Genomic DNA, 23602 nt, shown 5'->3' with positions numbered 1-23602 from the left:
TATGCTAGAAAAACAAGATTCAGTAAAATACAGTTTCTCTTTCGAAAAAGATAGCTCTTATAAAGACAAAACATTGCTGAATGTAATCTCGAATGGTAAGTTTAGTTTATTGATTAAAAAAATAGATGATTTAAATAAAAACTACAAATTTATTAATTTAGATTATCAGCAACAGGGAGTAAAAGATCCTCTTGTTTTTAGTCCGATTGAATGGCAGTATAATCGAGAACTAAACATTGCCGGAATAAAAACTAAAGAAAATTTTAAGCCCATTTTCGACAAGTATAAGAACAAACACAGAACAGCTGCTAATAAAAGTGTTTTTTTAACGGTCGAAAAATTATATTTTAATACCCCTCTTGGTCTGGAAAGCGATATGCTTTCTAATGGTGTCTGCATTCTTTTTTTTATTAACCATGACAGCGGTTTTCAAAAAGGTAAAACATATAAGGGATTGGATTTTATTTCCATGCCCCTTAATTTACCTCTGAAAACTACTTTTGAATGTAAATCAATAGACGAGAAATATGTCGAACTTGAAGGATGGATTGATTTACATGAAGAAAATTTGGATGTTTTGTTAAAAAGCCAAAGCTTCATAAATCATGCGAAGGAGTATCATATATCGCAAGATTTTCAAATTTCTTCGTGCATAAACATCAAATTAGAAAAGTTGACCAAAACAGTATTGGAGGGTAAATTTACTTCAACAATAAAAGGAGGCAATAAATTGCTTGAAGAAATAAAATTCGAAATCTGTTCCACTTCTTACAAATTTCAAAATCAGGTGTATAATACCCATAAAGGAAAAAATTATACGTATACGGAATGGATCGCTTTTGAAAAAGAAAAGCATAAAAATAAGGAACAAGAATCTATTTTACAACAAGAGAAACGCAGTGCTCAGGATCCAAATCTTAATACTGCCCTATTTTTATTTTTTGCGGCTGTAGGATTCTTTTTATTCTCTTTGTTTATGCTTTGGGTATTGCATAATTATTATTGATTTCTCTCTATAGTGCAGCATAAAAAAAACCGCCTAAAAAGACGGTTTTATAAATTATTCGAAATTGTATTAATTTCTGTTTGCCAAAGCATTTTTTTGTAAATTTTTTACTGAGCTAATTTTGCTGTTTTCATAAGCAACTTCGCAAAGATTTTTTTCATTGAAGAAAACCCATTTCCCAGTTTTCAATCCGTCTGTGTATTCTCCCACGGCAAGTTTATTACCTTTTTGATCATACGATACCCAAACGCCATCCAGTTTACCATCTTTAAAAAAGCCTTGTTGTTGTACATTACCATTTTCATAATAATAAGTAGCTTTTACTTTGTTTCCAACAGCTTCCAATTCAGGTTTTACCTCTTGTGCAACTAAAATTCCAGAGAACAATATTGCAACTAAAATTACACACTTTTTCATATCTTTAGGTATTAATGTTTTCAAATCTTTATCAAATATAATTAATTGTTTACATTAAAAAAACTTTTAGTTAGCAATTTGGTAACATTGGATAAAAGCTTAACATTGGAAATTTACCCAAAACAAAAAAACCAGCGCTTAAGCACTGGTTTTACTGGATTTTTATAAAAAACACAAATTTACTATAACGTTATAAATTTGATACATAAATTACTTCAATAGTGCATCCAACTGTGTTTGAAGCGCTGGAGACGATGGTCTGTCAGCATCAGAGCTTAAAACATTGCCTTGTGGATCAACAATAATAAACCTCGGAATTCCGGTTACACCATAACTCGTTACAAACTCAGATTCCCAATCTTTATCGGCAAACAATTGAATCCCGCCTAAGTTTTTATCCGTTACAAATTTTTTCCATTTCTCATTGTCCTTCAATTTATCAATTGAAACACTAACGAACTCAATATTTTTTCCGTGATATTTTTCTTCTATCTTTTGCAAATACGGGATTTCGGCTCTGCAAGGTGCACACCATGTTGCCCAAAGATCAATATAAACGTACTTCCCTTTTAGATCAGAAAGCTTCGTTTTGCCTCCTTTATGATTTTCATAATCAAAACCAGGAGAGGGTTTCCCTTTTAGTTTATTTGCTTTCGATGCTCTGTCATATTCCTGCGCTGCATATTGATTAAAACTTTCAAAATTATGTTGCAACGCTGTTTTAAATTCAGCCTCAAAATTACCTTTTCCAAGATTTTCAAGATCTGCTTTTTTCTTAGCCTCTAATAAGGAAGCAAACTCGGCAGGTTCTTTGGCAAAAGCTTCCGCTTGAAACTTTTCGTCTTTTAAGGCTTGTTGTGCCAGAAAATTACTTTCGTCTACACCTTTACCTTTATAAACAATAGTTTCATCAAACTCTTTGGCATTCATCGTTAAGTTGACCTCAGAATTTGGTTTTAAATATAAATTAGAAGATTCTGTCCCGTCAGAGAACACATAAAATCCTTTTGGAGCGTCAAAATTCGCAGCAAAAACCTCTTTTTTATTAATTGGGATAACTTGTTTAAAATTATCCTTACCTCTAATGACCAAAGTATCACTGTTTCTATTCGTAATTTTAGCTGTAAATTTAATTTGATTTTTGGTTTGACCGATGACATTCAAAGCGCTAAAAATCAACAGACCAGATATAAAAAGTTTGTTCATATAATTTAAAGTTTGTTTTTAGTGATTCAAATCTAAAGAAATTAGCGTTGCTAAATTTAAGAATTAACAAAATATTTCAAATTTCAGGCGATCAACTTTATCACTTTACTATATTATCTTGAATTTTGTGTTTACTTTTGCAATCTAAAATTTTGATCATGTATAGAAGTCATAATTGTGGTGAGTTAAACACCTCAAATATTAATACGGAAGTTACACTAGCGGGTTGGGTTCAAAAATCTCGCGATAAAGGATTTATGAATTGGGTTGATTTACGCGACCGTTACGGAATTACACAACTTATTTTCGACGAAAGCCGTACTGATAAAACTGTTTTTGAATTAGCAAAAACGCTGGGCAGAGAATTTGTAATCCAGGTAAAAGGAACTGTAATTGAGCGTGAAGCTAAAAACAAAAACATCCCAACTGGTGAAATCGAAATTTTAGTTACTGAATTAACGATCCTTAATGCTGCCTTAACACCTCCGTTTACAATCGAAGATGAAACTGACGGTGGAGAGGATATCAGAATGAAATATCGTTACTTAGACATTCGAAGAAATCCTGTAAAAAACAGTTTGTTATTTCGTCATAAAGTAGCAATGGAAGTTCGTAAATATCTGTCTGATTTAGATTTCTGCGAAGTTGAGACTCCTTACTTAATCAAATCGACTCCTGAAGGAGCAAGAGATTTTGTTGTACCAAGCCGTATGAACGAAGGACAATTTTATGCATTGCCACAATCGCCCCAAACTTTCAAACAATTATTGATGGTGGGTGGTATGGATAAATACTTTCAGATCGTAAAATGTTTCCGTGACGAAGATTTGCGCGCAGACCGCCAGCCGGAGTTTACACAAATCGATTGCGAAATGGCATTCGTGGAGCAAGAAGACATTTTGAATGTTTTTGAAGGACTGACAAGACACTTATTAAAAGAAATAAAAGGTATCGAAGTAGATAAATTCCCTAGAATTACCTACGATTATGCCATGAAAACATACGGAAATGACAAACCGGACATTCGTTTTGGGATGGAATTTGGTGAGTTAAACGAATTTGCACAACACAAAGAATTCCCGGTATTCAATGCTGCCGAATTAGTCGTTGGTATTGCAGTTCCCGGAGCAGGAAATTATACCCGTAAAGAAATTGACGGATTAATTGACTGGGTAAAACGTCCGCAAGTTGGCGCATCAGGAATGGTGTATGCAAAATGTAATGACGACGGAACTTTTAAATCATCTGTAGATAAATTCTACGATCAGGAGGATTTAGGGCAATGGGCAAAAATTACGGGAGCAAAACCCGGCGATATGATTTTTGTACTTTCTGGCCCTGCCAATAAAACACGTGCTCAGCTTTCTGCACTTCGTATGGAACTGGCAACTCGTTTAGGATTGCGTAATCCGGAAGAATTTGCTCCGTTATGGGTTGTAGATTTTCCATTATTAGAACTTGATGAAGAGAGTGGTCGTTATCATGCAATGCACCACCCATTTACCTCTCCAAAACCGGAGGATATGCATTTATTAGAGACACAACCAAGAAATGTGCGTGCCAATGCCTACGACATGGTTTTGAACGGAAATGAAATTGGCGGAGGATCAATTCGTATTCACGACAAAGCAACGCAGCAATTAATGTTTAAATATTTAGGTTTTACCGAAGAAGAGGCAAAAGCTCAATTTGGCTTCCTAATGGATGCTTTTCAGTTTGGAGCACCACCACACGGAGGATTAGCCTTTGGTTTAGACAGATTAGTTGCCATTTTAGGTGGTCAGGAAACAATTAGGGATTTCATTGCATTCCCTAAAAACAATTCTGGTCGTGATGTGATGATCGATGCACCTGCAAAAATTGATGACGCACAATTAAAAGAATTACATATCAAGATTGATGCAATATAAATTCTGATAATTTTAAAATACAAAACTGCCGCTAAAATTTAGTGGCAGTTTTTTTTTACATTTTACTATTTTTTAAACTAAAAATAACATCGCTAAAAATGGCGACGCCAATAAATACAAGTATTATCTCACATAACCTCAGATTTATCGAATGAGTTGTGCTTAATTTACAAATTTTTTGTAAACCATAAGCTACTTTTTTAACATTTATTTTTACTATTACCGATTCTTAAATAAAATACTTGCATATCAAAATTGATGCAATATAAATAGCGAAAACACTGTGAATCAATAATTTTTACAAAAAATTAACACCTTATTGTCTTTTGTATGAATTTATATATTACATTTGCTTCATTATAAATTATTATTACAATTACAATGCGTACAGGTACAGTAAAATTTTTCAATGAATCTAAAGGTTATGGATTCATTACAGACGAAGAAACAGGAAAAGATATCTTCGTTCACGCTTCAGGAATTAACGCGGAAGAATTACGCGAAGGTGACCGTGTAAGCTATGAAGAAGAAGAAGGAAGAAAAGGGAAAGTTGCTGCTAAAGTAGCAGTAATCTAAGAAAAATATAGCAATTTATTTTTTTTGCCTCTGAATGGTTTTAAAAACGTTTCGATTAATTTCGAGACGTTTTTTTTTGGTCAAATCTTAAAAAAAACTTAAAAAAAGAGATTGTTATTTATAATCGATAAAAATTACAATTAATCACCCTTTTACACCACACTTAAATCCTTTTTTAGCTTGTGATTTACAGAGTTGAAAGTTATCTTTGTGGCTTATTCTTTAAGTAAAAACCCTAAGTTTATGCAATCTGATCAATACAGTTATCTTCCTATTTTAATGCAGTTCATCCTGGCTGTTGGTTTTGTGGTAGGAACAATCATTATTTCTGGAAAATTAGGCCCAAAAAGAACCTCAGAAGTTAAAGACAAAAACTTTGAGTGCGGTATCGAATCTGTTGGTAACGCCCGTATTCCGTTTTCTGTAAAATATTTCCTTGTTGCCATTTTATTTGTATTGTTTGATGTAGAGGTTATTTTCCTTTATCCGTGGGCAGTAAACTTCAAAGAACTTGGAATAGAAGGAATGTTAAAGATGATTGTATTTATGTCGCTTCTTTTAGTTGGCTTTTTCTACATCATCAAGAAAAAAGCATTAGACTGGGAATAAAGAAATTTTAGATTTCAGATTGTAGATTTTAGATTGTTTTGATTTAAAATTTTAGATTTGAAAAGTAAATTTCTCAAAATATAATATTGATTTTTTTAAATATTGATTTCGATTTTCAAGATTGCTGCAATCTAAAATCAGAGATCTAAAATCTAAAATACAAAATGAGCGATTCAAAAGTAAATATGGTTGCCCCTCCTGAAGGTGTTGTTGGTGAAGGTTTTTTCGCCACAAAACTAAATGATGTTGTAGGTATGGCACGCGCGAATTCTCTTTGGCCTTTACCGTTTGCGACATCTTGTTGCGGAATCGAGTTTATGGCAACAATGGCTTCACATTACGATTTAGCACGATTTGGTTCTGAGCGTGTGAGTTTCTCTCCTCGTCAGGCAGATATGTTGATGGTAATGGGAACTATTTCTAAAAAAATGGCTCCTATTTTAAGACAGGTTTACGAACAAATGGCTGAGCCTCGCTGGGTGATTGCTGTTGGAGCTTGTGCTTCATCAGGAGGAATCTTCGATACGTATTCTGTATTACAAGGAATTGACAAAGTAATTCCGGTTGACGTTTATGTTCCGGGATGTCCACCAAGACCAGAACAAATAGTAGATGGAGTAATGAAACTTCAAGAATTGGTACGAACTGAATCTGTAAGACGCAGAAGTTCTCCAGAATACCAAGAATTACTAGCTTCATATAATATTTCATAAGATGGCTTTAGAAAATACCCTGATTCAAGATAAACTTACAGAAACATTTGACGCAAGTGTTTTTAACTTTCAACAAGAAAGAGATATTTTTTCACTCGAAACTACTGCTGACAAAATCACAGCATTGATTCTTTTTTTGAAAAACGACTCTGATTTACGCTTTCACTTTTTAACCGATTTATGTGGGGTTCACTATCCAGACAACGAAACAGATCGTCAGTATGCTATAGTTTACCATTTGCACAATTGGTACGAAAATAAACGTATTAGAATCAAAGTTTTTATTAATGGTGAAAAACCAGAGATAAAAACCATTTCTAATATTTTCTTAAGCTCCAATTGGATGGAAAGAGAAACATACGATTTCTACGGGATTAACTTTATTGGACATCCACAATTGAAACGTATTTTGAATATGGACGAAATGATATCATTCCCAATGCGTAAAGAATTCCCAATGGAAGACAGCGGAAGAACTGATAAAGACGACAGATTCTTTGGAAGAACAACAACAAATTGCTAAAAAAAATAAATAATTCAACATTATAAAATGTCAGAACTATTATTACCACCAGAGCATCGTTATGCTAAAATAGTTAAGGATAAACTAAACGAAGACGGAAGCGAGCTTTCAGTCCTGAATTTAGGTCCAACACACCCGGCCACTCACGGTATTTTTCAAAATATCCTGTTAATGGATGGTGAAAGAATTCTGGAAGCAGAACCTACTATTGGTTATATTCACAGAGCTTTCGAAAAAATCGCCGAAAATCGTCCTTTCTATCAAATTACGCCCCTTACAGATCGTATGAACTATTGCTCCTCTCCTATTAATAATATGGGATGGTGGATGACTTTAGAGAAATTACTAAATATCGAAGTGCCTAAACGTGCACAATATTTAAGAGTTATCGTAATGGAGTTGGCTCGTATTACAGATCACTTAATTTGTAACTCGATCCTTGGTGTTGATACTGGTGCTTATACCGGCTTTTTATACGTTTTTCAATTTAGAGAAAAAGTTTACGAAATTTACGAAGAAATTTGTGGTGCTCGTTTAACAACAAATATGGGAAGAATTGGTGGTTTCGAAAGAGATTGGTCACCAGAAGCTTTCCGCAAATTAGACGTGTTTTTAAGAGATTTTCCTGTCGCTTGGCAAGAATTTGAAAACCTATTCGAAAGAAACAGAATTTTCCTTGACAGAACTGTAAACGTAGGTGCTATCTCAGCAGAGCAAGCAATGGCTTACGGATTTACAGGTCCAAACTTACGTGCTGCCGGAGTTGATTATGATGTACGTGTTGCACACCCTTACTCTTCTTACGAAGATTTCGATTTTATTGTTCCTGTTGGAAAATCAGGTGACACTTATGATCGTTTTTGTGTTCGTAATGCCGAAGTTCGCGAAAGTTTAAGCATTATTCGCCAAGCGTTGGACAAAATGCCAGCCGGAAACGAATATCATGCAGAAGTTCCTGATTACTACCTTCCTCCAAAAGAAGATGTTTATACTTCGATGGAATCCTTAATTTATCACTTTAAGATCGTAATGGGAGAAGTTCCTGTACCAGTTGCAGAAATTTACCACCCTGTTGAAGGAGGAAATGGAGAATTAGGATTCTATTTAGTTACTGACGGAAGCAGAACCCCATACAGATTACATTTTAGAAGACCTTGTTTTATTTATTACCAGGCATATCCTGAAATGATTAAAGGTGCTTTACTTTCTGATGCAATTGTTATTCTATCAAGTTTAAATGTTATTGCAGGAGAATTAGACGCCTAAATAGATTGTAGATTTCAGAATGTAGATTGTAGATTGAAAAATCTAAAATTTAAAATTAAAAAAAGATTGCAGAATGTAGGTTAAAGATCGAAGATTGAAAAATCTAAAATCTAAAATCTAAAATCTAAAATTAAGAATGGAAAGAAAACATTACAAACAAGAAATAAACATGACTGAAGCATTGATGACCCGCATCAATGAATTAATCAGTCATTATCCTGAAGATAAAAGAAAATCAGCTTTATTACCTGTTTTGCACGAAGTGCAGGACGCACACGATAACTGGTTAAGTACTGAACTGCAGGATAAAGTTGCCGAAATTTTGCACATAAAACCAATTGAGGTTTACGAAGTGGTTACTTTTTATACCATGTACAACCAAAAACCAATTGGAAAATACATGTTCGAATTTTGCCAGACTTCTTGTTGTTGTTTAAATGGTGCTGAGAATTTAATGGATTATACTTCTGAAAAATTAGGCATCAAAATGGGTGAAACAACTCCGGACGGAATGTTTACCATTGCCGGTGTAGAATGTTTAGGTGCTTGCGGATACGCTCCGATGATGCAGTTAGGCGATTTCTACAAAGAAAAATTGACAGAAGAGAAAATCGATCAGTTAATCGCTGATTGTAGAGATGATAAAATAATATTACACGATAAATAATATGTCACAGAAAATATTATTAGATAAAATCAATGTTCCCGGTATCAAAACCTACGAAGTATACCGCCAAAACGGAGGTTATGCATCTGTAGAAAAAGCTTTAAAAACGCTTACGCCGGACGAAGTTGTCGAAGAAGTAAAAAAATCAGGACTTCGTGGTCGTGGTGGTGCTGGTTTCCCGGCAGGAATGAAATGGAGTTTTATTGATAAAAAATCAGGAAAACCAAGACATTTAGTTTGCAACGCCGATGAGTCTGAGCCAGGAACTTTTAAGGATCGTTATTTGATGGAATTTATTCCTCACTTGTTGATCGAAGGAATGATTACTTCAAGTTTTGCCTTAGGCGCTAACCTGTCATACATCTACATTCGTGGAGAGTATATGTGGGTTTTCAAAATATTAGAAAGAGCAATCGCCGAAGCTAAAGCTGCAGGTTGGTTAGGAAAAAATATACTAGGAACAGGTTACGATTTAGAGTTACATGTTCACTGTGGAGCCGGAGCTTATATTTGCGGAGAAGAAACTGCACTTATCGAGTCATTAGAAGGTAAAAGAGGAAACCCTCGTATTAAACCACCATTTCCGGCGGTTTCAGGACTTTGGGCAAACCCAACAGTAGTAAACAATGTTGAAACTATCGCTACTGTACCTTGGATCATTAACAATTCTGGTGATGATTATGCCAAAATTGGTATTGGTCGTTCAACAGGAACTAAATTAATCTCGGCTTCTGGTCACATCAAAAACCCGGGAGTTTATGAAATTGAATTGGGATTAAGCGTTGATGAATTCATGAATTCTGACGAATATCTGGGAGGAATGTCTTCCAGCAGACCTCTAAAAGCATTTGTACCAGGAGGATCTTCAGTGCCAATTTTACCGGCTGAATTAATTTTTAAAACAGCAAATGGCGAAGACAGATTAATGTCTTACGAATCTTTAAGTGATGGTGGTTTTGCTACCGGATCTATGTTAGGTTCAGGAGGCTTTATTGTTTATAATGACACTGCTTGTGTAGTAAGAAACACTTGGAATTTTTCTCGTTTCTATCACCATGAATCTTGCGGACAATGTACCCCTTGTCGTGAAGGAACAGGATGGTTAGAAAAAATATTGTGGAGAATTGAAAACGGTCAGGGCCGTGAAGAGGATATTGAATTATTGTGGAGCATTCAAAGCAAAATCGAGGGTAATACAATTTGCCCGCTTGGTGATGCAGCTGCATGGCCGGTAGCAGCAGCGATACGTCATTTTAGAGATGAATTTGAATATCACGTTCGTTTCCCTGAAAAAATTAAAAATAGAGATCACTTTGTTGCTGAACCTTTTTCGCAAGTAAAACATTTAGTAGGTAAACAAACAGTTTAAAATAGTTTCAAGTTTCAAATACTTTTTTAGTTTCAGGTTCAATAGGCTGAAACCAAAAACTTGAAACTAAAAAAACAAAATAAAGAGATGAAAGTAACCATAGACGGTCAAAGTATAGACGTAGAGCCAGGAACAACAATCCTGCAGGCTGCACGTATGATTGGTGGAGATCTAGTTCCGCCAGCCATGTGCTATTACTCAAAATTAAAAGGTAGCGGAGGTAAATGCCGTTGTTGTTTAGTTGAAGTTGCTAAAGGAAGTGAAGCTGACCCAAGACCAATGCCAAAATTAATGGCATCTTGCGTAACAGGATGTATGGACGGAATGGAGGTAAACAGTAAATCTTCTGATCGTGTGACAGAAGCCCGTAAATCTGTTACTGAATTTTTGTTGATCAATCACCCGTTAGATTGTCCGGTTTGTGATCAGGCTGGTGAGTGCGATTTACAAAATTTAAGTTTCGAGCACGGAAATCCAAAATCACGTTTTATTGAAGAAAAAAGAACATTTGAACCAGAAAATATTGGTCCAAATATTCAACTACACATGAACCGTTGTATCTTATGTCAAAGATGTGTACAAGTAGCAGATCAATTGACAGACAACAGAGTTCACGGAGTATTAGATCGTGGGGATCACGCTAATATTTCTACAGGTATCTCAAAAGCAATCGACAATGAATTCTCCGGAAACATGATCGACGTTTGTCCCGTTGGAGCATTGACTGATAAAACTTTCCGTTTTAAATCAAGAGTTTGGTTCAACAAACCATACAATGCACACAGAGAATGTACTACTCCCGGATGTTGCGGTAAAACAACTGTTTGGATGTTTGGAGGAGAAATTCAACGTGTAACCGGTCGTAAAGACGAGTATCATGAAGTAGAAGAATTCATTTGCAACAGCTGTCGTTTTGACCATAAAAATGTAAGTGACTGGGTTATTGAAGGACCTAGAGAATTTGAAAAAGATTCTGTTATCAACCAAAATAACTACACTCAAAAATTAGAAAAAGTACAAATCGATACAGAGAAAACTATTCTAATGGGTAGAGATATTGACCGTAAAAAAATTAGTATGGCTGAAATTCCATTAAACACAAACAACAAAAATTCGTAACGATGGTAGATGGTGCGTTTATTATAGAAAAAAGTGTTGTAATTGTTGTGGTTTTTGCCGTGACAATGATTATGGCAATGTATTCTACTTGGGCTGAACGTAAAGTTGCGGCTTTTCTTCAGGATCGTGTAGGACCAAACCGTGCCGGATGGGGAGGGTTATTACAACCTCTTGCTGATGGTATGAAATTATTCTCGAAAGAAGAATTTTTTCCAAATACACCAAACAAATTTTTATTCGTTGTAGGTCCGGCAATTGCCATGAGTACAGCCTTAATGACAAGTGCTGTAATCCCTTGGGGAGACAGACTTCATGTGTTTGGACGAGATGTTATCCTTCAGGCAACTGATATAAATATTGCTTTATTATATATTTTTGGAGTTCTTTCAGTTGGAGTTTACGGTATTATGATTGGTGGATGGGCTTCTAACAATAAATTCTCATTGATGGGAGCTGTTCGTGCAGCTTCGCAAATGGTTTCTTATGAAGTTGCCATGGGATTGTCAATGATTGCTTTATTGATGATGACCGGAACAATGAGTTTAAAAGAAATTTCATTACAACAACAAGGTATGAACTGGAATGTTTTCTATCAGCCTTTGTCGTTTTTAATTTTCTTGATTTGTTCATTTGCAGAAACAAACAGAACACCATTTGATTTAGCAGAGTGTGAGAGTGAATTAATTGGAGGGTATCATACAGAGTATTCCTCCATGAAAATGGGCTTCTATTTATTTGCCGAGTACGCAAGTATGTTTACTTCTGCAACAATTATTTCTGTGCTATTTTTTGGTGGATATAACTATCCGGGAATGCAATGGATGGTAGAACATGTAGGTGTAAATATTGGTAATGTAATAGGAATTGCAGTATTGTTTGCAAAAATATGTTTCTTCATATTTTTCTATATGTGGGTACGTTGGACGATTCCAAGATTTAGATACGATCAATTAATGCACTTAGGCTGGAGAATTTTGATTCCGCTTTCGATTGTTAATATTATGATTACGGGTGTTGTTATATTAAGACACGATATCGCAGCAGCTTTAGGATTTTAAGATTTTGAATCTTGAGGAGCCAAATTGGCACCTTAGAATTAAAAAAGGTAACTCCAATTTGTAACCACGTCTGAAATGAATAATAAATGAGTGAAGGATTAATGATTACAGAGGAATTCATAATGAGCAAAATATTGCTTATTAGAGGACAGAAAGTAATGCTTGATTCAGAATTAGCAATACTTTACGGAGTAGAAACTAAACAACTGAAAAGACAGGTTCGTAGAAATATAGAGCGATTTCCTGAAGATTTTATGTTTGAATTGACTGAAATTGAAAATGAAATTCTAAGGAGCCTATTTGGCACCTTAAAACAAGGTGCGCATTCAAAGTATAATCCGATGGTATTTACGGAACAAGGAGTTGCAATGTTATCAAGTGTTTTGAATAGTGCAACAGCAATTAAAGTAAATATTCAAATTATTCGTGTTTTTACAAAAATTCGTCAGGAGATCTCAGAAACATTGAATATGAAATTGGAAATTGAAGAGATAAAAGCAAAATTATCAAATCAGAATAAAAACATCGAACTAGTCTTTACTTATCTTGATGAGTTGATGGACAAGCAAGAAAATAAAATTGAAAGAACTAAAATTGGTTATAAAAAATAAATTTCATTAATACCAAAATGCCCTAGCCCTGATAGAAGCGATATCCTTTTATTCCGCCGCGGCGGACAAAAGATATAGCGGATAGCAGGATTAAGCTTCACAATAAAAATTAAAAAAATGTCAATAGAAACTATATCATTATCGGGTAGAAAAAAGATGGTCTCGAACAAAGAGATGACTTTTTGGGAACGATTGTATCTTGTGGCGATTGTAAAAGGATTGTTTATCACACTTAAACACTTATTTAGAAAAAAAGTGACGATTCACTATCCGGAACAAGTGCGTGAAATGAGTCCGGTTTATCGTGGTCAACATCAGTTAAAACGTGATGAGCAAGGTCGTGAGAACTGTACTGCTTGCGGATTATGTGCTTTATCATGTCCTGCTGAAGCCATCACAATGAAAGCTGCTGAACGTACAGCTGATGAAAAACATTTGTACAGAGAAGAAAAATATGCTTCGATATACGAAATCAATATGTTACGTTGTATTTTTTGTGGTCTATGCGAAGAAGCCTGCCCAAAAGATGCCATCTATTTGACGACTTCAAAAGTATTGGTTCCTTCCAGCTATGAAAGAGAAGATTTTATTTTTGGAAAAGACAGATTAGTGATGCCTCTTGACGTGGCGATCAAAAATGCTCAACTTAATAATGCTAATTAAATGATACATATTCCTGATTTTGCACACGCAACAACTGTACAAATTATATTTTGTTTCTTAGCGTTTATCACGGTAATTACCGCTTTTTTGACCATTTTTAGCAGAAACCCAATTCATAGTGCTATTTATTTAGTAATATGTTTTTTCTCGATTGCTGGTCACTATTTATTACTAAATGCTCAGTTTTTGGCTATTGTACACATTATAGTCTACTCCGGAGCAATTATGATTTTGTTCCTGTTTACGATCATGTTGATGAATTTGAACGAACAACGAGAAGTACACAGACCTAGAATTACACGTTTAGGGGCAATTGTTTCTTTTTGCCTGATTTGTATTGTATTAATTGCAATTTTTATCAACTCTAAACCAATTGTTGGCGAATATGATTCGACAGGCGAAGATTTCCAGTCGATCAAAGTACTTGGTAAAATATTATTGAACGAATATATGGTTCCGTTTGAATTTGCTTCGATCTTACTTTTAGTAGCTATGATTGGAACTGTATTATTGTCTAAAAAAGAAAAATTAAATAAATAATGGGTAATATATTAAATCAAATAGGTATTGAAAACTACATCTTTTTAAGTGTTGTACTTTTCTGTATTGGTATTTTTGGTGTATTGTACAGACGAAATGCTATTATCGTTTTTATGTCTATCGAAATCATGTTGAATGCTGTTAACCTTTTATTTGTTGCTTTTTCAACTTATCATCAAGATGCACAAGGACAAGTCTTTGTATTCTTTTCGATGGCAGTTGCTGCAGCAGAAGTTGCAGTTGGATTGGCTATTTTAGTTTCGATCTTTAGAAATTTAGGTTCGATTAGTATCGATAATTTAAAAAATTTAAAAGGATAAATAAAAATGGATACCAATTTAGCTTTACTTTTAGTTTTATCTCCTTTTTTAGGATTTTTAATCAATGTTTTCTTTGGCAAGAGCTTAGGGAAAACAGTTTCAGGAATCATTGGGACTGCTGCTGTAGTAGTTTCTTTTGCTGTTACGCTTTTCTTTTTCAACCAGATTAGCCAAACAAAACAAGCCCTTCAGGTTACTTTATTTGATTGGATTCAAATTAGTAACCTACACATTAATCTTGGATTTTTATTAGATCAATTATCATTACTTTGGTTGCTTTTTGTAACGGGTATTGGATCATTGATACACTTATACTCTATTAGTTACATGCACGATGATGAAAATATGCACAAGTTTTTTGTCTATTTGAATCTGTTTGTATTTTTCATGATTACGCTTGTAATTGGAAGTAACTTATTAGTTTTATTTATTGGTTGGGAAGGTGTTGGACTTTGTTCGTACTTGCTAATTGGATTCTGGCATAAAAACCAGGATTACAATGATGCTGCGAAAAAAGCTTTTATCATGAACAGAATTGGAGATTTAGGTCTTCTAATCGGAATGTTCATTCTTGGTTCAATGTTCTCGACATTAGATTATGCAACTTTAAAAACTGCAATTGCAGGCGCAACAAACTTAAATATACCATTGCTTTCATTAGCTGCTATATGTTTATTCATTGGAGCTTGTGGTAAATCTGCTCAAATCCCATTATATACCTGGTTACCTGATGCGATGGCTGGACCAACTCCGGTTTCTGCATTGATTCACGCTGCAACAATGGTTACAGCAGGTATCTTTATGGTAACAAGATTAAACTTTGTTTTTGATTTAGCACCAGATGTTCAAACTGTTATTGCGGTTATTGGAGCGATTACTTCATTAGTAGCAGCAACAATTGGCCTGGTTCAGACTGATATTAAAAAAGTATTGGCCTACTCTACCGTTTCTCAATTAGGATTAATGTTTTTAGCCTTAGGATTTGGTGCTTACGAAGTAGCCGTTTTTCACGTAATAACACATGCTTTCTTCAAAGCTTGTTTGTTCTTAGGTTCAGGTTCTGTAATTCACGGTTTGCACGGAGAACAAGATATGCGTAAAATGGGTGGTTTGCGTAAAGCAATGCCTATCACTTTCTGGACCATGTTAATTTCATCATTAGCCATTTCAGGAGTTCCGTTTTTCTCTGGTTTCTTCTCTAAAGACGAAATCTTAATGACTGCTTTCCACCACAGTATTCCTTTATATGTTGTTGGATCTATTGCTTCGATCATGACTGCCTTTTATATGTTCAGATTAATGTTCTTAACTTTCTTTAAAGATTTTAGAGGAACAGAGGAGCAAAAACATCACTTGCATGAAAGTGACGGACTGATTACGTTCCCTCTAATGATTTTAGCCGTTCTGGCTACATTTGGCGGACTAATTAGTTTACCTGGAAACAGTTGGTTAAATGGTTATTTGGCACCACTTTTTTCAAAAGTAGCGGGCGAAGAGCATCATTTAGGCACAACAGAATATACATTAATGGCAATTGCTGTTGTAGGTGGATTAGTAGGTATTTTTATTGCTTACATCAAATACTTTAAACAGGATAATGTTCCGGAAACAGACGAAAATATTACAGGTTTGACAAAAGTTTTATACAACAAATATTATGTAGACGAAATTTACGATGCGATATTTGTACGCTCTATAAACGGATTATCAAGATTTTTTAGAGATACTGTTGAAACAGCTCTGTCTGCTCTTGTTTTTGGATTAGGAAAAGTAACGAATGAACTCGCTTTTCAGGGTAAAAAATTACAAAACGGAAGTATCGGATTATATCTTTTTGCATTTGTTTTGGGGCTTTGTGCCATTGTTTCCTATATATTTTTAGCTAAATAATTTTACAACTATGAACGTTTCTCTTATATTAATTATTCTTTTAATTGGTGCATTTGCCACTTATTTTGTTGGTGACAAGCTAGCATCAAAAGTAGCTTTGTTCTTTAGTTTGGCGGCTTTAGGTTGTTCAATTGTATTACTAAATCATTTTTGTGCAGGCGAAAACATCAGTTTAATAAATGCCTGGATTACGCAGCCTAAAATTTCATTTGCTCTAAATGCTGATGGATTAGGAATTGCAATGGTTTTGTTAACCGCAGCTTTAACTCCAATTATCATATTCTCTTCTTTTGGCAATGAGTACAAAAATGCTAAAGGTTTTTATGCTTTAATTTTATTTATGGCTTTTGCTATGACAGGAACTTTCCTTGCAGCAGATGGTCTGTTATATTATATCTTTTGGGAACTGGCTCTTATTCCTATATATTTCATTGCCCTTATTTGGGGTAATGGTGATGCAGAAGAACGCAGAAAAGCAGTGGTTAAATTCTTTATTTATACACTTGCCGGTTCGTTGTTTATGTTAGTTGCTTTTATTTACCTGTATACAAAAGCAGGTAGTTTCCTGATCGAAGATTTGTACAAATTAAACTTATCTGCTACGGAGCAACTTTGGATATTTTTAGCTTTTTTCTTTGCTTATGCAATCAAGATTCCAATTATCCCTTTCCATACCTGGCAAGCAAATGTATACCAAAAAGCACCAACTGTTGGAACAATGCTTTTGTCCGGTATCATGCTAAAAATGGGATTGTATAGTGTGATTCGTTGGCAATTGCCAATTGCACCATTGGCTGCAAAAGAGTACATGAATATTTTTATTGCTTTAGGAATTGCCGGTGTAATCTACGGATCAATCGTAGCATTGAGACAAAAAGATTTAAAGAAATTATTGGCATATTCTTCCTTAGCTCACGTTGGGTTAATCGCTGCAGGAACTTATACTTTGACTCTTGATGGTTTACGCGGAGCTGTTTTGCAAATGATTGCTCACGGTTTTGTTGTAGTAGGATTATTTTTTGCTGCCGAAGTTATTTTTAGAAGATACGAAACCAGAGAAATTAGCGAAATGGGGGGTATTCGTACACAATCGCCTAAATTTACTTCTATGTTTTTAATTTTGGTATTGGCTTCTGTAGCTTTACCAAGTACTTTTAATTTCGTTGGAGAGTTTACTGTTTTATATAGTTTGTCTCAAATAAATATTTGGTTTGCTGTATTAGGCGGAACAACTATTATTTTGGGAGCTTATTATATGCTTAAAATGTTTCAAAATGTAATGTTAGGAGAAACAAATTCTAAAACTTTTGCAGATGTTTCTATAAATGAAGGAATTTCATTTATCGTAATTATTGCGGTTTTAATATTCTTCGGATTTTATCCAAAACCAATTACAGATTTGATTACACCAAGTTTAGAAACAATTCTAAACGTTATCAATAAGAATTAAGATTTTAGAATGGAGATTAACGATTTTTGAATTCAGATTTTATTTGAGACATTAAAAGTTAGGTTTGTATTTTAAAAAAGAATAAAAATATATTTTAAATAAAAATAAATTAGGGCGTCATTAGTTTTAGATTTCCTAAATCAAAAAAGCAAAAATGAATACATTAATAGCTATAACAGGATTGGGTATTTTCTGCCTATTGTTTGAAATTCTTAATTTAAGAAAGGCCATTGTTCCAATTACCATTATTGGTTTATTGGGGGTTTTGGCACTTAACTATTATGAGTTTGGATCAACAGCAAGTTACTATAATAATATGATCACAGTGAGTAAATTCTCTACTGCGTTTTCATCATTATTTATAGTTCTAACTATTTTCTTAGTAGCATTAAGTCATAATTTTTACGAAAATCATCCCACCAAAATTTCAGATTTTGTAGCTATAAAAATATTTTTATTGGCTGGAGGAGTTGCTATGGTTTCTTTTGGAAACTTAGCCATGTTTTTCTTAGGAATCGAAATTTTATCTATAGCTCTTTATATTTTAGCCGCAAGCGAAAGATTAAATCTAAAAAGTAACGAAGCCGGTATGAAATATTTCCTGATGGGATCTTTTGCATCCGGTATTATTTTATTCGGAATTTGTTTGATTTATGGAGCAATGGGAAGTTTTGATGTTGCAGAAATTCACGAAAGCTCTCTGTCTGCCGAATTACCAATTTGGTTCCCTATCGGAATGATTCTCGTAATCATTGGTATGTTGTTTAAAGTTGCAGCAGTTCCGTTTCATTTCTGGGCTCCGGATGTATACGAAGGATCTCCAGCTTTGACCACTGCATTAATGAGCACTTTGGCTAAAGTTGTAGCTATTGCAACACTTTACAAACTGGTATCTGCATTAAACCTGGTTCCGTCTTTAGACAATCAGGATCTTTTAGGAACTTTTGAAACCATTGTAGTAATTATTTCAATCGCTTCTATGACCGTTGGTAATATCATGGCGTTAAGACAAGTAAATGTAAAACGTATGTTGGCATTCTCAGGAATCTCACATGCCGGTTTCATGTTAATGACTTTGTTAACCGTAGCAACATCTGCAGGTGTATTATTATACTATACTGCTGCTTATGCTTTAGCCGGAATCGCTGCTTTTAGTGTTATCTTATATGTATGCAAAAACCAAGACAACGAAGACATTACAAATTTTCATGGTTTAGGGAAAACAAATCCTTTATTGGCTGCAATCCTTACAGGTTCCTTATTATCAATGGCGGGTATACCTATTTTCTCCGGATTTTTTGCTAAACTTTTCTTGTTTAATCAAACCATTCAGGCTGGATATATTGCTTTGGTAATCGTGGCTGTTATAAACTCAATTATTAGTGTTGGATATTATTTCAAATTAATTTTAGCTATGTATTCTAAAGAACCTAATCAGGAACGTACCGGAAAACCTTTCCTTATTTATGCGGTTGCTGTAATTTCGATCGCCTTAAACATTGCTTTAGGTTTATTTCCATCTTTAGTTTTAGATCTTCTAAATTAAAAATAAATTCATACAATATACAAAGCCGTCAATTGTTATTGATGGCTTTTTTATTGGTTCAAATTGTTAAAAATTCCATAGTATTACAGGCACATCAAAAAATATCGATTATATTTGATGAGTTTTAAAACCAATCATATTATGAGCTTCAATTCTAAAAATCCATTTTTAAGCAACAAACGTTTTTCATCAAATGCTGTTTCAAAAGCAGAAGAAGTACATCAGGCACAAATTATTGATTACAATCAGGAAATGACTTTGTCAGGTACTATTAATAAAACCGCTATTTTATTTTTAATATTATGCGGATCTGCAATGGTAACGTGGTGGATGGCATTTAACGGAATGAACGCAATGTTACCCACTATTGGCGGTGCTATTGTAGGTCTTGTTTTAGTTATAATTTCAGCTTTTAAACCACAGCTTTCTCCTTATTTAGCTCCAGGTTATGCCTTGTTTGAAGGATTATTTATTGGAGGAATTTCGGCTATTTTCGAAGCAATGTATCCCGGAATTGTAATTAATGCTGTTAGCGCAACATTAGTAACTTTTTTAGTTTGTTTAGGTTTATATAAATTCAAAATTGTAAAAGTTACAGAGCAATTCAAATCAGTTGTGATTGCTGCTACATTGGCAATTGCTACTTATTATATCATTTCATGGTTAGCTTCGTTGGTTTTTAACTTTACTCCTGTTCATTACGGAAACGGAATGATGAGTATTGGAATTAGCGTTTTTGTAATTGTTATTGCTGCTTTAAACTTATTTCTTGATTTTGATCAAATAGAAAAAGGAGTTCAGGAAAGAATGCCAAAATTTATGGAATGGTACGGAGCAATGGGATTAATGATTACATTGGTTTGGTTGTACGTTGAATTCTTAAGATTATTATCAAAATTATCAAGTAAAAATTAAGTATTTCCAAAATATAAATACAAAGCCTTTTTGAACTTTTCAGAAAGGCTTTTTTTATGTATTCTATTGGTCCTATAATAAACTTTACACTCCTTAAATAAGCAATTTATACGTCTTATATTGCTCAAAATTATCCTTTTAGAACGTCATTAAACCCCTGCTTACTTTTCTAAAATCAGCCTGCTTTTAATTTAAAAATTAGTCTGAATTTTTAAAAATAGTTTTATTTACAACCAAATTAGACTCAAAATAACGAGAATTCCTCTTCTTAATTATAAGCTTTTTCTTTCTTTTATAAATCGTTACTAAAATAATTTAAAACAATAAATCTCGCCTTACTTTCTACTAAATTTTCTTTTGGCCAATTTTTTTAATACAATAAAAACAAAGCCTGACATCGATTCTTACAAATATGTAATAAATTGCATTTAATGTAATTTATTACATATTCAATATTTAAACAAGCTTTTTTTTACACTTTATATTTTTTTATTGCAAAAAAAATAAACATTTAAAAAAATAGATATATTTTTGTGCAATCGATTACAATTTAATTATTTGTGTTGATACTCAAAAAACCACAAAAACTTTATTAACTAAAAAACCACAATTATGAAAAAAAACCTACTTATTCTGACTTTCCTATTAGTCTGTATTCAGACTTGGGCACAACAAATTCAAATTAACGAAGCTTCCGGCTGGTTAGAATCTGCTTTTGTAAAATGGCAACCCCTAAGCAATGCCCAAACGTACAATGTTTACTATACCGGAAATGGTTTTACAGATAAAAAAATAGACGACCAGCTTATTCGAAGCTATGGCTCATACTACAGAGCAGATATTCCGGGGCTAAAAGCCGGAACATATGCCATAAAAGTAAAACCGGTAATCTCCGGAACCGAAGGAACAGGATCTACTACAAGCAACCTAACTGTTCTTGCTCAGGATCGTAATGGTTTTGCTTTTGATGGAGGTCGTGTTCCAGGAGGTTACAATGCTGACGGAACTCCAAAAACAGGTGCGGTAATTCTTTATATCTCGCAAAACACCAAAAATACCATATCGACAGACATTACCGGTGCAAGTGCAAATCCGTGCGTTGGTTTACAAAATATCTTATACGCCATTAAAAAAGGAAAAGACACCCGTCCGTTTATATTCCGCCTGATCGGCAACATAACAGATATGACCGTAATGGAAGGTGGAGATGTGGTGATCGAAAACTCTAATAATGCTTCTAGCTATGTTACCATAGAAGGTGTTGGTACAGATGCAGTTGCAAATGGCTGGGGAGTACGCCTTAAATCTGCTTCGAATATTGAAGTTAGCAATCTTGGATTTATGAATTGTAACAGTACTGCCGGAGATAATGTTGGAATGCAACAGGACAACGACCACGTTTGGGTGCATAACTGCGATTTATTTTACGGAAATGCGGGTAGTGATGCTGACCAGATAAAAGGCGACGGTGCGCTAGACAATAAATCATCAACTTACATCACATTGTCGTACAACCACTTTTGGGACAACGGAAAAGCAAGCCTTTTGGGATTAAGTGAAGGGACTACCACTGGTTTATACATCACATATCACCACAATTGGTTTGACCATTCAGATTCTCGTCACCCGCGCGTTCGCTATTATTCTGCTCATATCTACAATAATTATTTTGATGGAGTTGCAAAATACGGATCAGGTTCTACATTAGGTTCTTCCCTATTTGTAGAAGCAAACTATTTTAGAAATAGCAAACACCCAATGATGACCTCATTGCAGGGAACTGATATTTGGGATGAAGTCAATCAGGTTAATAATGCCGGAACTATGGGAACTTTTTCAGGTGAAGCAGGAGGTTCTATTAAAGCTTTCAATAATACTTTTGATGCAGATATCGCCACAAACAGCATGCGTTTTGTAGCGTATGGCGATACAAATCCTTTGTACAACATTTCAGGAAAAATTAGCTCTACTACTGACTTTGACGCGTATCTTGCCACTACAAGAGGCGAGACTGTAAGTAGTACTGTTAAGTCTAAATCTGGTGCAAATACTTATAACAACTTTGATACAAATGCTGCATTTTATATAAAAAATCTTGTTACAGATCAACCTGCAACAGCCAAAACCAAAGTAATCCAATATTCAGGACGTGTTTCCGGAGGCGATCTAAAATGGACATTCGATAATAGTGTAGACGATAAATCCTCACTTGTTATTACAGCCTTAAAATCTGCATTAACAAACTACAGCAGTTCATTAGTTTCAGTGCAAGGCGAAGGCAATCCGCCAGCAAGCTCACAAACGCTTACTTCTACAACTAACAACAACCAGACAGTAGCAACCGGAACAGCTATAGCTTCAATTGTTTTTACTTGGGGAGGTACTGCAACAGATGCAACAGTAACAGGATTACCAGCTTCTGGAATTAGTTTTGCGAAAAATACTTCGGCAAAAACCATCACAATTTCTGGTACCCCAACTGCTACGGTATCTTATTCTATTGCTACTACCGGAACCGGAACATTTGCAACGGGATCAGGAACTATAACGGTAACAACAAGCACTCCGAGTACTAACCAGATACATAATTTTACAACTTCTGGAAAAACAAGTTCATTTTACACCATTACCGGAAACCTGAATTCTACGCCAGGATCTGTAGTATATGCTGGATTAACATTAACTGAACGTTTAAAAATTGAATCAAGCACAACGATTACGTACACGACAACAAATTCGTCAACGTTGACCTTAGTTTTTGACTCTAATTTTACGGGAACCGTAAAAATTAATAACGTTTCTTATACTGCATCAGCCGGAATAGTAACGGCATCAATACCAGCAGGAACAAATACTATAAGCAAAGGATCTGTAGCAAATCTATTCTATATAAGTACAGAATATAATAACAATACATTGCGTCTGGCAGACGTTGAGGAAACTCAAACACCACAAACCATTAAACCTTTTTTATATCCAAATCCGGTTACAAACTCCTTATCGATATCGGGTTCTACACAAAATATAGAAAAAGTTGCGATCTACAATATTTCAGGAATGCTTGTAAAAACAATCGACAAAAACACAGAAAATATAGATGTAAGTGCTCTAATTCAGGGAACTTATTTAGTCAAAGTATACACCAATGCCGGTTCATTTACCCAAACTATTCTTAAAAAGTAAATTCACAAAAAAAAGGCTTCCAAATTTGGAAGCCTTTTCATAAAA

General features: G+C 34.4%; 22 protein-coding genes. 20 read left to right on the top strand and 2 right to left on the bottom strand.

Going from position 1 to position 23602, the window contains the following annotated elements:
* Position 1: 1 nt before the first annotated feature.
* Positions 2 to 1006 (top strand): hypothetical protein, encoded by a 1005-nt coding sequence (locus tag B0A64_RS00730; protein WP_089477634.1) that lies wholly within the window; start codon positions 2 to 4, stop codon positions 1004 to 1006.
* 69 nt (positions 1007 to 1075) lie between these two features.
* On the opposite strand, the gene B0A64_RS00725 is transcribed toward B0A64_RS00730, so the two are convergent.
* A complete protein-coding gene (locus B0A64_RS00725; protein ID WP_089477633.1) occupies positions 1076 to 1423 on the bottom strand; it encodes a toxin-antitoxin system YwqK family antitoxin in 348 nt (115 codons plus the stop codon).
* A 210-nt stretch (positions 1424 to 1633) separates the two neighbouring features.
* The gene (locus B0A64_RS00720) at positions 1634 to 2629 is read right to left on the bottom strand and encodes a TlpA family protein disulfide reductase (RefSeq protein ID WP_089477632.1); all 996 of its coding nucleotides are present in this window, start codon (positions 2627 to 2629) and stop codon (positions 1634 to 1636) included.
* A gap of 158 nt (positions 2630 to 2787) precedes the next feature.
* Here B0A64_RS00720 and aspS point away from each other — a divergent pair, with 158 nt between their 5' ends.
* The 19 genes from aspS (at position 2788) to B0A64_RS00625 (ending at position 23557) form a co-directional block, all read left to right on the top strand.
* Positions 2788 to 4539 carry an aspartate--tRNA ligase gene (gene aspS / locus B0A64_RS00715; RefSeq protein ID WP_089477631.1) on the top strand — a complete coding sequence of 584 codons (1752 nt, stop codon included), beginning with the start codon at positions 2788 to 2790 and terminating at the stop codon, positions 4537 to 4539.
* Positions 4540 to 4920: 381 nt separating this feature from the next.
* Entirely contained in the window at positions 4921 to 5115 is a 195-nt protein-coding gene (locus B0A64_RS00710) for a cold-shock protein (protein WP_007137066.1), read from the top strand.
* A 243-nt stretch (positions 5116 to 5358) separates the two neighbouring features.
* Positions 5359 to 5724, top strand: coding sequence for an NADH-quinone oxidoreductase subunit A (locus tag B0A64_RS00705; RefSeq protein ID WP_055097501.1), 366 nt, complete (start codon positions 5359 to 5361; stop codon positions 5722 to 5724).
* 164 nt (positions 5725 to 5888) lie between these two features.
* On the top strand, positions 5889 to 6437 hold the full coding sequence (locus B0A64_RS00700) for an NADH-quinone oxidoreductase subunit B (protein WP_089477630.1): 549 nt from the start codon (positions 5889 to 5891) through the stop codon (positions 6435 to 6437).
* 1 nt (position 6438) lies between these two features.
* The gene (locus B0A64_RS00695) at positions 6439 to 6960 is read left to right on the top strand and encodes an NADH-quinone oxidoreductase subunit C (protein ID WP_089477629.1); all 522 of its coding nucleotides are present in this window, start codon (positions 6439 to 6441) and stop codon (positions 6958 to 6960) included.
* Between the two features lie 27 nt (positions 6961 to 6987).
* Positions 6988 to 8226 carry an NADH-quinone oxidoreductase subunit D gene (locus tag B0A64_RS00690; RefSeq protein ID WP_089477628.1) on the top strand — a complete coding sequence of 413 codons (1239 nt, stop codon included), beginning with the start codon at positions 6988 to 6990 and terminating at the stop codon, positions 8224 to 8226.
* A 136-nt stretch (positions 8227 to 8362) separates the two neighbouring features.
* A complete protein-coding gene (locus tag B0A64_RS00685) occupies positions 8363 to 8893 on the top strand; it encodes a complex I 24 kDa subunit family protein (RefSeq protein ID WP_026982598.1) in 531 nt (176 codons plus the stop codon).
* Between the two features lies 1 nt (position 8894).
* Positions 8895 to 10262, top strand: coding sequence for an NADH-quinone oxidoreductase subunit NuoF (nuoF, locus tag B0A64_RS00680; protein WP_089477627.1), 1368 nt, complete (start codon positions 8895 to 8897; stop codon positions 10260 to 10262).
* 87 nt (positions 10263 to 10349) lie between these two features.
* A complete protein-coding gene (locus B0A64_RS00675) occupies positions 10350 to 11381 on the top strand; it encodes a 2Fe-2S iron-sulfur cluster-binding protein (protein WP_089477923.1) in 1032 nt (343 codons plus the stop codon).
* Between the two features lie 2 nt (positions 11382 to 11383).
* On the top strand, positions 11384 to 12439 hold the full coding sequence (gene nuoH / locus B0A64_RS00670; RefSeq protein WP_089477626.1) for an NADH-quinone oxidoreductase subunit NuoH: 1056 nt from the start codon (positions 11384 to 11386) through the stop codon (positions 12437 to 12439).
* An 86-nt stretch (positions 12440 to 12525) separates the two neighbouring features.
* Positions 12526 to 13050 carry an ORF6N domain-containing protein gene (locus B0A64_RS00665; protein WP_089477625.1) on the top strand — a complete coding sequence of 175 codons (525 nt, stop codon included), beginning with the start codon at positions 12526 to 12528 and terminating at the stop codon, positions 13048 to 13050.
* A gap of 117 nt (positions 13051 to 13167) precedes the next feature.
* Positions 13168 to 13713, top strand: coding sequence for a NuoI/complex I 23 kDa subunit family protein (locus B0A64_RS00660; RefSeq protein WP_089477624.1), 546 nt, complete (start codon positions 13168 to 13170; stop codon positions 13711 to 13713).
* The gene (locus B0A64_RS00655) at positions 13714 to 14253 is read left to right on the top strand and encodes an NADH-quinone oxidoreductase subunit J family protein (protein WP_089477623.1); all 540 of its coding nucleotides are present in this window, start codon (positions 13714 to 13716) and stop codon (positions 14251 to 14253) included. It abuts the gene before it with no gap.
* Positions 14253 to 14573, top strand: a complete 321-nt coding sequence (gene nuoK / locus B0A64_RS00650; RefSeq protein ID WP_017494599.1) for an NADH-quinone oxidoreductase subunit NuoK — start codon at positions 14253 to 14255, stop codon at positions 14571 to 14573. Before B0A64_RS00655 ends, nuoK begins: the two co-directional genes overlap by 1 nt.
* Before the next feature lie 6 nt (positions 14574 to 14579).
* Complete coding sequence (gene nuoL, locus B0A64_RS00645) at positions 14580 to 16463, top strand: NADH-quinone oxidoreductase subunit L (protein ID WP_089477622.1); 1884 nt, start codon at positions 14580 to 14582, stop codon at positions 16461 to 16463.
* Positions 16464 to 16473: 10 nt separating this feature from the next.
* Positions 16474 to 17913, top strand: coding sequence for a complex I subunit 4 family protein (locus tag B0A64_RS00640; protein ID WP_089477621.1), 1440 nt, complete (start codon positions 16474 to 16476; stop codon positions 17911 to 17913).
* A gap of 154 nt (positions 17914 to 18067) precedes the next feature.
* A complete protein-coding gene (locus B0A64_RS00635; RefSeq protein WP_089477620.1) occupies positions 18068 to 19459 on the top strand; it encodes an NADH-quinone oxidoreductase subunit N in 1392 nt (463 codons plus the stop codon).
* Between the two features lie 141 nt (positions 19460 to 19600).
* Positions 19601 to 20374: a Bax inhibitor-1/YccA family protein gene (locus tag B0A64_RS00630; protein ID WP_089477619.1), complete on the top strand. Its 774-nt coding sequence runs from the start codon at positions 19601 to 19603 to the stop codon at positions 20372 to 20374.
* Positions 20375 to 20986: 612 nt separating this feature from the next.
* Complete coding sequence (locus B0A64_RS00625) at positions 20987 to 23557, top strand: pectate lyase family protein (protein ID WP_089477618.1); 2571 nt, start codon at positions 20987 to 20989, stop codon at positions 23555 to 23557.
* Positions 23558 to 23602 lie beyond the last annotated feature (45 nt).

It is taken from the genome of Flavobacterium araucananum (assembly GCF_002222055.1).
Classification (GTDB): domain Bacteria; phylum Bacteroidota; class Bacteroidia; order Flavobacteriales; family Flavobacteriaceae; genus Flavobacterium; species Flavobacterium araucananum.
Note: the sequence above shows the minus strand (reverse complement) of the source record. Positions and strands in the feature narration are given on the sequence as shown.